We start from the raw sequence: 11877 nt of genomic DNA, 5'->3' as shown, positions 1-11877 counted from the left end.
ATCTTCTTGTCACATGCGTCGCTACGTGGGGTGTGTCCAGCACTGGGACGACGACCACCGCCGACGACGCCCTCGAGGAGGCGGAGATCCACGAGGTCCTCCGGAACGACCGGCGGCGGCTGGCCCTCGAGGCCCTGCGGGAGAGCGGCGGCCGGTCGACGGTCAGGGACCTCTCGGAGACGGTCGCGGCGCGGGAGACCGGCGAGGAGCCGGCGCCGCGGAAGAAGCGGCAGTCGGTGTACGTCTCGCTGCACCAGACCCACCTGCCGAAGCTCGACGAGCTCGGCATCCTCGAGTACGACGGCGAGACGAAGGAGGTGACCCTCCAGCAGAAGATCGAGGAGGTCGAGGTCTACATGGAGGTCGTCCCGGAGTACGGCCTCTCGTGGGGCGAGGCGTACTTCGGCCTCTCGCTACTGGGGCTGCTGACGGCGCTGGCCTCCATCCTGGAGGTGCCCGTCGTCTCCGCCGTCGACCTCGGCTACCTCCTGGCCGGGTACTTCCTGCTGTTGCTGGCGGTCTCGGCCTACCACGTGTACAGCCACCAGGAGCGGACCGTCGTCCACCGACTGCTAGAATGACCAGGTTCACCGTCGAGACCGAGCGGCAGACCCACGCCGTGGACGTCACCGACCGGGTCGAGGAAGCCGTACCGGCGGCCGCCGACGGGACCGCGACGGTCTTCGTCCAGCACACGACCGCCGGCGTCACGGTCAACGAAGCGGAGTCGAACCTCCTCGACGACGTGGAAGCCTTCCTGGAGGGCTCCGTCGACGACCACGGCTGGGACCACGACCGCCTCGACGGCAACGCCGACTCGCACCTCCGGGCCCTTCTGGTCGGGCCCTCCGTCACGATACCCGTCACGGACGGGCGCCTCGATCTCGGCACGTGGCAGTCGGTGCTGCTGGTCGAGTGCGACGGCCCCCGCTCGCGGACGGTATCGGTGGCCGTCGACGGCGACGGCTAAGGGAATCATAACTTGACTCGGTGGCGCCCCGAACGGGACGCATCCGGCCGTAACGTATCGAACTGTGCGACAGCCGAAAGCCCTAAACAGGTAACATCAGTCTATACTGGTACTGATACGGCTCCGAGCATGCGATACTTCGATTTCACGGTGACCCCAGAGGACGGCGCACTCCACCCGGTGGATAGGCTCATCGCCGACACGCCGTCCGTGACCAGGGTCTCCATCATGCACTTCGACCTGCTCGGAGACGGGACCGGGGTGTTGCTCTACCGGCTCGAGGGCGACCCGGACGGCCTCGTCGGAGACATCGACGAGCACCCGGACGTCATCGCCCACGACGAACTGGAGGCCGACGGCGACCAGTTCCACCTTTACCTCCACGTCGGCCCCGGGGAGCCGGTCGGCTCGGTGATGCAGCTCGCCCAGAAGTACGCCCTGATGATCGACACGCCGATCGAGTTCACCGGCCGCGGGTCGGTCCGGATGACTGTCATCGGCGACCACGACATGGTCAAGCAGGCCATCGACGAGCTACCGCCGACGGTGCAGGTGAGCGTCGACCAGGTCGGCGCCTACACCCCCGACCGCCGCGACATGCTCTCGATGCTCACGGACCGCCAGCTCGAGGTCTTCCAGAAGGCGGTCGAACTCGGGTACTACGAGATTCCCCGGCGGACGACCCACGAGGAGATCGCCGAGAGCCTGGAGTGTGCTCCCTCGACCGTCGACGAGCACCTACGGAAGGCGGAGTCGCGGGTCCTCCGCGGCCTGGTCGGGTGACCGGTCGCGAACCGCACGTGGCTCTCTCGTTTCGGTAGGGCGCCAGTCGTATCCGTAAGGATGTAGTTACCTACGATTTGGCTCCCCAGAACCATCCAGGCGCCGCCGGTTTGCGACCACCTAATATGATTGGAACGGGACTTAACCCCCTTGGGGTACTCCACTCTGGTAATGGAGATCGACCTGAGCGAGACGGATGCGGCGGAGGAACGTTGCTACGAAGCGCTGGCCGACGAGGACCGACGGACGGTCCTCTCGGCGCTCTGCGAGTCGGGGACGGCGCTGTCGCTCTCGGAACTGGCGATCGAACTGGCGCAGGCGGAACCCGGACCGACCGAGATCGGCGGCGGCGACGCCGTCGAGCGCCACGAGATCGAACTGTACCACCGACACCTGCCGAAGCTCGACGACATCGGCCTCGTCGACTTCGACCAGGACCGACGGCTGGTGTCGCTGACCGCCGAGTTCGACGACGCCGACGACGCGACCGAGCTGCTCGTCGCATAAGCCCCTCCGAACTCGCGGAACGGTCCCGTTTCTCGCCAGTAAGCCGCGAGTAGCCGCCGGATAGCCGGGCCTGACCGGCCGGCTCTCAGAAGAAGACCGTCCCGTGGTGGCGCGGCCGGTCGTCCCGCTGCTTCGTCCGGTAGGTGTCGAGGCGGACCTCGAGTTGTTCGCGGAGGTCGCCGGCCGGGATGAGTTCGTCGACCTGCATCTTGCCGGCCTGCTTCTCGATGTCGATGTACTTGTCGAACTCCTGCTTGGCGGACTCGATGAACGCGTCCTTCGCGTCGCCGTCCATGTCCTCTATCTGGCCGCCGAACAGCGCGTGGACGGCGGCGTCGGGACCCATGACGGAGATCTCGGCCGACGGGAGCGCGATGGTGGCGTCGGGGCCGAAGGAGGGGCCGGCCATCGCGTAGATGCCGGCGCCGTAGGCCTTCCGCGTGATGACGCAGAACTTCGGCACCTGGGCGTTCGACGTCGCGTAGATGAACTTCCGGCCCTTCCGGAGGACGCCCTCCTTCTCGACCTGCGAGCCGATCATGAAGCCGGGGGTGTCACAGAGGTACACCAGCGGAATGTTGTATGCGTCGCAGGTCCAGACGAAGCCGGCGCCCTTGTCGGCGGAATCGGGGAAGATGGCGCCGGAGATGTGCTCGGGGTTGTTGGCGACTACTCCGACGACCTGGCCGTCGATGCGGCCGAGGCCGGTGACGAGTTCCGGGGCGAAGTCCGGCTTGAGTTCGACGAAGGAGTCGCGGTCGACGACCCGGTCGATGACCTCACGGACCGGGTAGGCCTTGTTCGGCTCGTCCGGGATGACGTCGTCCAGGCTGTAGGGATTCTTCTTCGGCGGCTTCGGCGTCTCGTCCGGCGGGTCCTCGGCGTAGTTCTGCGGCAGGAACCGGAGGATCTCCCTGGCCTTCTCGGCGGCCGTCTCCTCGTCGGGGACGACGAGGTCGGCGCTGCCGGAGTGCTCGGCGTGGACCTGCGGGCCACCGAGCTGCTGCATGTCGGTCTTCTCGCCTGTCATCGCCTCGACGATCCGGGGCGAGGCGATGGCCATCCCTGCTATCTCCTCGACCATGATGAGGTAGTCGCAGAAGACGGGCGTGTACGCGGAGCCCGCGACGTCCGGGCCGTAGAGGACGCCGATCTGGGGGATCTCGCCGGACATCCGGCACTGGTTGTAGAACATCTTCCCCCCGCGGTAGCGGTCCATGTGGGTGTCGCCGGGCTCCCGCTCCTCGGCGTTGAGTCGCGCCCCGGTGGAGTCGACCAGCCGGAGCATCGGGATGCCGAGTTCGAGGGCTCGCTCCTGGATGCGGATGACCTTCTCGACGCCCATCTGGCCGAGCGAGCCGGCCTTGACGGTGTAGTCGTTGGCGGTGAACGCGACCTTCCGGCCGTCGATGGTGCCGACGCCGGTGATGAGGCCGTCGGCGGGGAGCTCGTCGTCGTCGCCGTGGCGGGCGAAGGTGCCGTCCTCGTACTCGATCTCGTCGAAGATCATGTCCAGGCGGTCGCGGACGAACACCTTCCCCAGGTCCTCGATCTTGTCGAACCCGCGGTCGGGACCACCGGACATGATGTCCTGGACCGCCTCCCGGATGGCCGCCTCACGCTCGGTGACGACCGCGCCCTCCTCGCCCCAGTTCTCGCCGGCCTCGGCCAGCGTGCCGTCGTTGCCTACCAGTTCGACGCCGCGGCCCAGGTGCTCGGACACTGCCGTGGCGATGGCCTGTGCGATCTCCTCGTCGGTGTTGTCGTCTATCTTGATCTCCATGTTGTCGTTCGGAAACTCACTATGCGTTCAGAGTTTCCGCACCTCTCGTATGGCGTGATATACCAACGCAGAGTAATAACGTTGTGGGTGCCGCGGCCGGCGAGAACGTTCCGCCGATATCGGACGGGCGGCCCGGAAACTCTTTCTTAGTGGACTGTTTACACAGGCCATGGCACGAGGCGAGACCGACCTGCACGAGATGATCCGGGAGTCCGTCCGGGGCATCGCGTCGGACTTCGACAAGACGTACTGGCGGGAGCACATCGAGGAGGAGGAGTTCCCCGAGGAGTACTGGCAGGCGCTGGCGGACGACGGCTGGCTCGGCGTCACCATCCCCGAGGAGTACGGCGGCGAGGGCCTGGGGATGCTCGAGATGTCCATCATCATCGAGGAGCTCTCCAGAGGCGGCGGCCAGGGCGGCATCATCTTCGTCCTCACGCCCGTCTTCGGCGGCATCGGCATCCAGCGGCACGGCACGGCGGAACAGAAGGAGGCGTACCTCCCGAAGATCGCCGACGGCGAGATGAAGTTCTGCATGGCGCTGACCGAGCCCGCCGCCGGGACGAACACGCTCAACATCCAGACGTTCGCCGACCGGGAGGGCGACGAGTTCGTGGTGAACGGCCAGAAGACGTTCATCAGCGGCGTCGAGAACGCCGACGCGATGCTGCTGGTCTCCCGGACCTCGGAGTTCGACGAGTCGAACCCCACCGGCGGTGTTACGCTGTTCCTCGTCGACGACCCCGTCGAGCGCGACGGCATCTCGCTATCGGAACTCGACACCGCCGTCCCGTGGTTCGAGAAGCAGTACCAGATCCAGTTCGACGACCTCCGCGTCTCGGAGGAGGACATCCTCGGGACCGAAGACGGCGGGCTCTACCTCCTTTGGGACACCCTGAACACCGAACGGCTCGCCGGCGCCGCGTCGGCCCTCGGCGGCGGCCTCCGGGCCATCGACCTCGCGGTCGACTACGCGAACGACCGGAACGTCTTCGGCCAGCCCATCGGCGCCCACCAGGCCATCCAGCACCCCATCGCCGAGTCGTACGCGAAGCTCATGGCCGCCCGCGAGATCCTCTACAAGGGCGCGAACAAGTGGGACGACGACGAGGACTGCGGCCTGGAGGCGAACGTCGCCAAGTTGCTCGCCTCCCGCGCCGGGACCGAGGCCGCCGACCGGGCTATCCAGGCGCACGGGGGCAACGGCTTCACCCACGAGTACGAGGTCTACGACATCTGGCAGAACCTCCGGCTCACCCAGACCGCGCCGGTCTCCAACGAGATGGTGCTCAACTACATCGGCGAGCACGAACTCGGGATGCCGCGGAGCTACTGACGGCGGCTATCGGTCGGCCGTCGGCTGTCGCACGTCGTCCCGCGCGGCGACTCCCGCACCGAGGCCGGCAGGCTTTTTCTCCGCCGGCCGGTGGAGGGAGGTATGAGCGACTTCGACCTGGACCTGCAGACCGCCGAGGGCGAACTGGACGAACTCGACACCGGTGGTCGGGTCGTCCTCGGCGTCCTCGACGGGACCACCGACGACGAGGAGTGGATCCAGCACGTCTCCGCCGGCGACGTCGTCGTGCTGAACGTCGAGGGCGACCTGAACGAACTGGCCTCGGGGTTCGCCCGAGAGATCCGCGACATGGGCGGCGAACTGATGCACTTCCGGGACTTCCTCGTCATCTCGCCGCCGGGCCGGGAGATCGACACCGACCGACTGGACTAACGGTCCATCGGGATTCCGTCACGGCACTCGGAAGAATCGGCTCGATCGCGGCCACCAGCGGGATCATCCCACGAGCGTCAGGTAGTGACCGTCGGGGTCGCGGACGCGCACGCCCTCGTCCACGCGCTCTCGTCTCGTGATGCGGTCGGCGACTGCGTCCGCCGCTTCCGTCGGGTCGTCCGCCTCGAATCCGACGTCCACGTGGACGCCGCCGCGCGCGTCGGCGAGGCCGAGGTGCGGCTCCCACAGTTCGACGTCGAACGGGCCGGTCGTCAGCCGGGTCCGCTTCCGCTCGTCGCCGCGGTTCACCACCTCGAAGCCGAGGTCGGTGTAGAACGACTCCGCCGCTGGCAGGTCCTCGACCTCGAAGACCACCTCGAAGACGCCCTCGAGGGTCGGCTCGTCGGCGCCGCGCTCGTCGGCCGCGCTGCCGATCTCGACGCAGTTGCCCTCCGGGTCGTAGAAGTACAGCGAGGTCATCCCGCCGAAGTCGACCTCCTGGAGGTCGAAGTCGTCCTCGAGTCGGTCCCACCAGTCGTCGTAGGCGTCGGCCGGACAGGCGAAGGCGTAGTGGGTGTGGAGCCCGCCGCGGGGGACGCCGTCCGGGCGTCTGAGCAGGAGTTCCGTGCCGCCGCCGACGTCGAGGGCGACCTCCCGGTTTGTCTCGCGGGCCACCCGGACGTCGAGGTGCTCCCGGTAGAAGTCGACGACCGGGTCGGTGTACTTGACCTCCAGGGCCAGCCAGCGACAGGTTCCGAGCATGGTCGACTGTGGGGCTGGCGCGGCGATAAACCCGGGGGACGGTCGACCCAGTGCTGCCGGAACTCCGAGTTTTATGCGTCTCGGCGCCCCACGTTCACGTATGCCGATGAAAGGCTCCGGGGAGGCCGATCTGACCGTCGTCGACCGGTTCGACGGGGGCGCGGGCTGGATCGCATATCCCGACGAGGCGATGCAGCGGGCGTCGCACGTCGTCGAGAGCGACGGCGAACTGTGGGTCTTCGACCCCGTCGACGCCGCGGGTGTCGACGACCTGCTCGCGGAGTTCGACGAGGACGTCGGCGGGGTCGTCGTCGGCCTCGACCGACACAGCAGGGACGCCGCGGCGGTCGCGGGTCGTCACGACGTGCCGGTGTACCTCCCGGCGTGGATGAACGACGTCGCCGGCGACCTCGACGCGCCGGTCGAGCGGTTCGACGGCGAGCTCGCGGGGTTCGCCGTCGAGGGCATCGTGAACAACACCTTCTGGCAGGAGGCGGTCTTCTTCGACGGCGAGACGCTACTCGTCCCGGAGGCGCTGGGGACGGTCGACTTCTTCCGGTCGCCGGGCGAGACGGTCGGCGTCCACCCGATGCTCCGGTTGCTCCCGCCGAAGTCGCTCCGCCAGTACGACCCCGAGCGGCTCCTGGTCGGCCACGGGTCGGGGGTCTTCGAGGACGTCCGGTGGGCCATCCAGGACGCCGTCGACGGCTCGCGGAGCGGCGCGCCGTCGCTGTACCTGCGGAGCCTGAAGTCGATGCTCCCCTGGTGAAATCGTACCGCTGGCGATACGCTTTTCGCCGTGAGGCGAATTGAGGGACCCGATGGGTGTCGACGGGACCGGTGGCGGGCGACGGGGCGTCGACAGGCTCTCCATCCGCCCGCTTGACGACGGGGCGGGCCTCAAGATCGACGACCGGATCGAGCGACGGCACTGCGAGATAGCCACCGGCGGGACAGTCTCGCCCGCCCCGCTGCCGGGGAACCCGTTCCGGTACCCGGTCGATTCGTCCGTGCAGGTCGAGACCGACCGGCTCGCGTTCGGCGGGTTCTCGCGAACGTTCGTGCACGGAGCGGAGCCGACCGTCGAGGTCGGACACTTCGACGAGCGGACGTTCGGGCCCGGACGTTTCGAACTGGAGCTCTCCGGCCCAGTGAAGCTGTACGTCGACGTGACCGGACCGATGCGGGTGGAGACGTCCGTCACGGACGTCGAGCTATCCCTGGCCGAGTCTCGCACGGTCAGCATCGGCGCCCGGTCGTACCACGAACGGCCGGCGACGACGGTCCGGACCACCGACGACCCGACCGACGTGATGGCAGCGGTGTCGTCGTTCGGGAGCGCGCTGAAGACCGCGCGGAGCGAGCGGTCGTACCCGACGCTCCGCGGGCATCCACCCGCACTGGAACTGGCCGACGAACTGGCCGTTCCCGACGGTATCGAACCGCCGTCGCCGGACGTCGCGATCGAAGTTCCGCCGTCGCTCCGCGAGATCATGGTGGTCTCGCCGCTGGCCTACTACCTGGGGGCACGCGTGGAGGAAGGTCCGGAACCCCGTCTCGTCGTCGACGGCGAGTCCGCCGGCCTCGAGAGCGACCAGGGGTTCGAGGCGGCCGTAGAACGGACGCTGAAGAAGACCTTCCTGCTCGACTGTCTGGTGCGCACGGCCGGCCCGCGCAGACCATCCCGCTCCACGAGCGACGCGAGTTGGAGGGGTCGCTCGACGTCGACCTGGACGACCTCTACGGCCGGCCGGGAGCCGAACGGCTCCGTGCCTACGCGGATGTCCCCTACGACGCGATCGCCGAGTACCTCCCCACCTGGAAGCTGACCGCCCACGTCGAACCGACCGCCGCCAGCCTCGAGGCGCTCCCGTTCCTCGTGGCCGATCTCGCGGTGGTCCGGACCCGGAAGGACTCCGAGACAGGCGTGGACGGTGCGTCGATCGATCCGGTGGCCGTGTCGACGACCGACTCGCTGCAGGTGGAACCAGAGTCGGCCACACTCGCGGAAGCCGCGTCGGATCACTACGTTCAGATCGGGTCGGACGACTCCCTCGAACAGGCCTGGGTCGGGCGCGGGACGCCGATCGGCGCCAGCAAGGCGTTCCCGGCGGCCTACCGGAACCGGCTCGACCGAATGGCGCGGGAGGAGGAGATCGAGATCGTGGTCGTCTGCAACGACGACTCGATGCTCGACGAGCGCGACGGCGTCGAAGCCGCCTACGGCACCCGCGAGGAGTTCCCCGTCGACGTGACGTTCTACGAGGACCTCACGGCGGCCCAGCTGTCGCTCGTCCTCGAATCGGACGTCGACTTCCTCCACTACATCGGCCACGTCGACGACGACGGGTTCCGGTGCCGCGACGGGATGCTGGACGCGGCGTCGCTCTCGACCGTCGGTATCGACATCTTCTTCCTGAACGCCTGTCGGTCCTACCGGCAGGGCCGGCGGCTCATCGAGCGGGGGGCGATCTCGGGGGTCGTCACGGTCGAGGAGATCACCAACAGCGGCGCGATCCGGATCGGGAAGACCCTCGCGGAACTCCTCGACTACGGCTTCCCGCTCCGGTCGGCGCTCAACGTCGCACGGGACCGGAGCGTCGTGGGGTCGCAGTACCTCGTCATCGGCGACGGGAACGCCGACATCGCGCAGGCGGAGACCGGCAGCGCGCTCCTGGCGGACGTCTCGACCGGCGGGGACGGGGACGACTACGAACTCGATGTCACGACGTTCCCGACGAACCAGGGCGGGATGGGCTCGCAGTTCCGCCCGGCGGTCCCGGGGGTCGACGAGGTGTTCCTCTGTCCCGGGACCCTGCCGACGTTCGAGGTCTCCCGGGCGACGCTCCGGGAGTACTTCGAGACGTCCGTCTTCCCGGTCCGGTTCGACGGCGAGTTCACCTGGACGGACAGGGTCGACCCGTCCGACACTCCCCGGCAGTAAGGAATCTGCGGTCCGAGAACGATCGACGACGCCCTCGGTACCGCCAACGTGATGCAGCCTTACGGGCCGTGGTACGTTCCACCGCCGGCGGCCACCTGTCCGGCCTGGGCCAGTGCCAGGAACATCGCGAACAGGACGCCGGTCATCCGCGGGTGGGCTGCGAGGAATTCGCTGACGGTACCTGAGGTCGACTGGGATCGATCAGTCGTCATTACGTCCTCCAAAACTGCCCAGTAAGGATTATATTTATTCCCCAATTCATTCCTCGGTATCTATTGTTGAATGCCTCGAGAAAGAGTGGAAAAATATGGTAGCTATTATCCCTGGCGTCCTCCTAACCGGTACGTGGTCTACATCACGAGCGGGCTGTTGACGGCGCTACTGGACGTCGCCGCCGACCGCGATCCGGAGTCGGTCACGATCGCGCTGGACGTGATGCCCGCCGACGAACTGGACGCCGATCTCCCCGCAGATGCGTCCGTCTTCACCGACATGTACCTCCCCGAGACCGGCCAGTCGCTCACCGCCGTCTTCGGGATGGACCTCTCGACGCCGGGTGCCGCGGGGCGGTTCGTCTCCCACCCGGGCGGGAACCTGGCGCTGACCAAGGCCGACGACCTCCACGAGGTCGTCTTCGTCGCCATCCCGCCGTACGACGACGACAGCGTCGCGGCCTTCGACCGCTCCGGCGAGGAACTCCCCTTCGAGACGGTCGACGCCGAGCCGCCGCACGGGAGCCTCGAGGACCCCTCGTAGCCTCCCGGCGCGCTCACTCCAGGTAGCCGAGGTCCTGGAGCTGGTCGGTTATCTCGTCGAACTCTGCCTCGGTCAGCTCGCCCCGCTGCTGGTGCTGGATGACGATGCTGCGGAGCAGGAACCTGACGAGGTCGCTCGTCGACGAGAAGCTCGTCCCCTCGATGGTCTCCTCGACTCTGTCGGCCAACTCCTTCGGGATGGAAACCGTCGTGTAGTCGGTCACGGTCGCCCGAAGGTCGCGCGACCGGATAGGCGTTGTCCAACTCCGTGCGCTTGTCCAAGTTCGGGAGCCTTTAGGGTGATGTAGCCACAAGCCGACACACGATGGGAGTCCGGCCACCACAGCAGGGGGACGACGACGTGCCCGAGACCGTCGCGTTCGGCATCGCCGCGCTCGACGAGCACCTCAACCGCCGGGACGTGAACTTCCCGACGACCGACGCCGAGCTGCTGGAGACGCTCGACGACCCGGCGATCCCGTACGACGCGAAGGGCAACGAGATCCAGCTGTCCTCCGTCCTGGAGGAGGCTCACGCCACGCAGTTCGACACCAGACAGGAGCTGCTCAACGCCCTCCACCCGGTCTTCGAGGCCAAGCGCGAGCGGGCGAACAACAGCATCGTCGGGCAGCTCCGTTCCCTGCTTCCCTTCTGATTCTTACGACGAACACACCGGTCTACGAGGTACTCTGCGCTACTCCTCGACGTCGCGGAGGCGATCCGAGATCTCCTCGAGCCGCCGAGTCTGCTCCCGGTTGACCGAGACGATCACGTCAGAGAGCACGCCGAACATCAGCAACTGTACGGAAAGCAGGATGAAGAACGTCGCGAGAACTGCGAGCACCTCGTGGGAGATCCCGTTTACGAAGTAGTCGTACCCCACGTAGGCGCCGACGAGCGTCCCAGCGAGCGTCCCGAGAACGGCCACGCTCCCGAAGTAGTAGATTGGGTTGTTCGTCTTCGTGAGCGCGTACAGCGTCAGGAAGATCCGCCCGCCGTCCTTCAGCGGGTGGAGGTTCGTCTCCGAGCCGCCGGGCCGCTGCTCGTAGCGGATCGGGACCACCTCGGTTGGGATGCCCATCCGGACGCACTCGACGGCCAGTTCCGTCTCGATGCCGAACCCGTCGGCCCGCAGGCTCGACCGTTCGAACGACTGCCGGGAGAAGGCGCGGTACCCCGAGAGGATGTCGACCATCTCGCGGCCGTGGACGACCCCGAACATCCGGTTGATGATCCGGTTGCCGACCCGGTTCAGTTTCGTCATCGCGCCGTCCTCCATGTCGGCGAAGCGGTTCCCGATCACGTGCTCGGCGCGCCCCTCGAAGAGCGGTTCGAGCATCTGGTCGGCGTCCTCCGGTCGGTAGGTCCCGTCCCCATCGGCCATGAGGACGTAGGGCTGTTCGATGTGTTCGATCCCCTGGCGGACCGCCTGTCCCTTCCCGCTGCCGTCCTGCGTGACGACACGCGCGCCGTGGTCGAGCGCGATCTCCCGGGTCCCGTCCGTCGAGTCGCCGTCGACCACCAGGACGTGCTCGAACCCCTGCTGGCGGAAGCCTTCTATCACGTCGCCGATGGTGTTGGCCTCGTTCAGCGTCGGCAGGAGGATGCAGACGTCCGCGCGGTCGGGCATTGTCGAAGGCTGTG

15 protein-coding genes are annotated in these 11877 nt (G+C 67.4%); 10 read left to right on the top strand and 5 right to left on the bottom strand.

The features are described from left to right. Positions 1-32 precede the first annotated feature (32 nt). The 4 genes from HWV07_RS01855 to HWV07_RS01840 all read left to right on the top strand — a co-directional run bounded on the left by HWV07_RS01855 (position 33) and on the right by HWV07_RS01840 (position 2260). Positions 33-581: a DUF7344 domain-containing protein gene (locus tag HWV07_RS01855; protein ID WP_178332667.1), complete on the top strand. Its 549-nt coding sequence runs from the start codon at positions 33-35 to the stop codon at positions 579-581. Beyond that, positions 578-970, top strand: coding sequence for a secondary thiamine-phosphate synthase enzyme YjbQ (locus HWV07_RS01850; RefSeq protein ID WP_178332666.1), 393 nt, complete (start codon positions 578-580; stop codon positions 968-970). The genes HWV07_RS01855 and HWV07_RS01850 overlap by 4 nt, the downstream gene beginning before the upstream one ends. Before the next feature lie 129 nt (positions 971-1099). After that, positions 1100-1753, top strand: a complete 654-nt coding sequence (locus HWV07_RS01845; protein WP_178332665.1) for a helix-turn-helix domain-containing protein — start codon at positions 1100-1102, stop codon at positions 1751-1753. 171 nt (positions 1754-1924) lie between these two features. Continuing rightward, complete coding sequence (locus HWV07_RS01840) at positions 1925-2260, top strand: DUF7344 domain-containing protein (RefSeq protein ID WP_178332664.1); 336 nt, start codon at positions 1925-1927, stop codon at positions 2258-2260. A gap of 85 nt (positions 2261-2345) precedes the next feature. Here HWV07_RS01840 and HWV07_RS01835 read toward each other — a convergent pair whose 3' ends face one another. Next, positions 2346-4043, bottom strand: a complete 1698-nt coding sequence (locus tag HWV07_RS01835) for an acyl-CoA carboxylase subunit beta (RefSeq protein WP_178332663.1) — start codon at positions 4041-4043, stop codon at positions 2346-2348. Positions 4044-4212: 169 nt separating this feature from the next. On the opposite strand from HWV07_RS01835, the gene HWV07_RS01830 reads away from it, so the two are divergent. Continuing rightward, positions 4213-5379 carry an acyl-CoA dehydrogenase family protein gene (locus tag HWV07_RS01830; protein WP_178332662.1) on the top strand — a complete coding sequence of 389 codons (1167 nt, stop codon included), beginning with the start codon at positions 4213-4215 and terminating at the stop codon, positions 5377-5379. A 102-nt stretch (positions 5380-5481) separates the two neighbouring features. Then, entirely contained in the window at positions 5482-5772 is a 291-nt protein-coding gene (locus tag HWV07_RS01825; RefSeq protein WP_178332661.1) for a DUF5779 family protein, read from the top strand. A gap of 63 nt (positions 5773-5835) precedes the next feature. Here the strand turns inward: HWV07_RS01825 and HWV07_RS01820 are convergent, their stop codons facing one another. Beyond that, a complete protein-coding gene (locus HWV07_RS01820; protein WP_178332660.1) occupies positions 5836-6534 on the bottom strand; it encodes a VOC family protein in 699 nt (232 codons plus the stop codon). A 100-nt stretch (positions 6535-6634) separates the two neighbouring features. Here HWV07_RS01820 and HWV07_RS01815 point away from each other — a divergent pair, with 100 nt between their 5' ends. Together HWV07_RS01815 and HWV07_RS01810 are read left to right on the top strand one after the other, a co-directional pair. After that, a complete protein-coding gene (locus tag HWV07_RS01815; protein WP_178332659.1) occupies positions 6635-7303 on the top strand; it encodes a hypothetical protein in 669 nt (222 codons plus the stop codon). Between the two features lie 936 nt (positions 7304-8239). Further along, positions 8240-9478 carry a hypothetical protein gene (locus HWV07_RS01810; protein ID WP_178332658.1) on the top strand — a complete coding sequence of 413 codons (1239 nt, stop codon included), beginning with the start codon at positions 8240-8242 and terminating at the stop codon, positions 9476-9478. Positions 9479-9537: 59 nt separating this feature from the next. On the opposite strand, the gene HWV07_RS01805 is transcribed toward HWV07_RS01810, so the two are convergent. Beyond that, positions 9538-9690 (bottom strand): DUF7503 family protein, encoded by a 153-nt coding sequence (locus HWV07_RS01805; RefSeq protein ID WP_178332657.1) that lies wholly within the window; start codon positions 9688-9690, stop codon positions 9538-9540. 133 nt (positions 9691-9823) lie between these two features. Here HWV07_RS01805 and HWV07_RS01800 point away from each other — a divergent pair, with 133 nt between their 5' ends. Beyond that, positions 9824-10234, top strand: a complete 411-nt coding sequence (locus HWV07_RS01800) for a JAB/MPN domain protein-containing protein (RefSeq protein WP_178332656.1) — start codon at positions 9824-9826, stop codon at positions 10232-10234. A 13-nt stretch (positions 10235-10247) separates the two neighbouring features. Here the strand turns inward: HWV07_RS01800 and HWV07_RS01795 are convergent, their stop codons facing one another. Continuing rightward, the gene (locus HWV07_RS01795; RefSeq protein ID WP_178332655.1) at positions 10248-10457 is read right to left on the bottom strand and encodes a ribbon-helix-helix domain-containing protein; all 210 of its coding nucleotides are present in this window, start codon (positions 10455-10457) and stop codon (positions 10248-10250) included. A 101-nt stretch (positions 10458-10558) separates the two neighbouring features. On the opposite strand from HWV07_RS01795, the gene HWV07_RS01790 reads away from it, so the two are divergent. Beyond that, positions 10559-10888 (top strand): DUF5789 family protein, encoded by a 330-nt coding sequence (locus HWV07_RS01790; RefSeq protein WP_178332654.1) that lies wholly within the window; start codon positions 10559-10561, stop codon positions 10886-10888. Positions 10889-10927: 39 nt separating this feature from the next. Here the strand turns inward: HWV07_RS01790 and aglJ are convergent, their stop codons facing one another. Then, entirely contained in the window at positions 10928-11863 is a 936-nt protein-coding gene (aglJ, locus tag HWV07_RS01785; RefSeq protein ID WP_178332653.1) for an S-layer glycoprotein N-glycosyltransferase AglJ, read from the bottom strand. Positions 11864-11877: the final 14 nt, after the last annotated feature.

The organism is Natronomonas salina (assembly GCF_013391105.1).
GTDB lineage: Archaea > Halobacteriota > Halobacteria > Halobacteriales > Haloarculaceae > Natronomonas > Natronomonas salina.
The sequence above is the reverse complement of the archived record's forward strand: the minus strand, read 5'-3'. Positions and strand labels throughout refer to the sequence as shown.

Coding starts and splice junctions, on each gene's coding strand:
- HWV07_RS01850 (WP_178332666.1), top strand. CDS start 578: ATGACCAGGTTCACCGTCGAGACCGAGCGGCAGACCCACGCCGTGGAC.
- HWV07_RS01845 (WP_178332665.1), top strand. CDS start 1,100: ATGCGATACTTCGATTTCACGGTGACCCCAGAGGACGGCGCACTCCAC.
- HWV07_RS01840 (WP_178332664.1), top strand. CDS start 1,925: ATGGAGATCGACCTGAGCGAGACGGATGCGGCGGAGGAACGTTGCTAC.
- HWV07_RS01835 (WP_178332663.1), bottom strand. CDS start 4,043: ATGGAGATCAAGATAGACGACAACACCGACGAGGAGATCGCACAGGCC.
- HWV07_RS01830 (WP_178332662.1), top strand. CDS start 4,213: ATGGCACGAGGCGAGACCGACCTGCACGAGATGATCCGGGAGTCCGTC.
- HWV07_RS01825 (WP_178332661.1), top strand. CDS start 5,482: ATGAGCGACTTCGACCTGGACCTGCAGACCGCCGAGGGCGAACTGGAC.
- HWV07_RS01820 (WP_178332660.1), bottom strand. CDS start 6,534: ATGCTCGGAACCTGTCGCTGGCTGGCCCTGGAGGTCAAGTACACCGAC.
- HWV07_RS01815 (WP_178332659.1), top strand. CDS start 6,635: ATGCCGATGAAAGGCTCCGGGGAGGCCGATCTGACCGTCGTCGACCGG.
- HWV07_RS01805 (WP_178332657.1), bottom strand. CDS start 9,690: ATGACGACTGATCGATCCCAGTCGACCTCAGGTACCGTCAGCGAATTC.
- HWV07_RS01790 (WP_178332654.1), top strand. CDS start 10,559: ATGGGAGTCCGGCCACCACAGCAGGGGGACGACGACGTGCCCGAGACC.
- aglJ (WP_178332653.1), bottom strand. CDS start 11,863: ATGCCCGACCGCGCGGACGTCTGCATCCTCCTGCCGACGCTGAACGAG.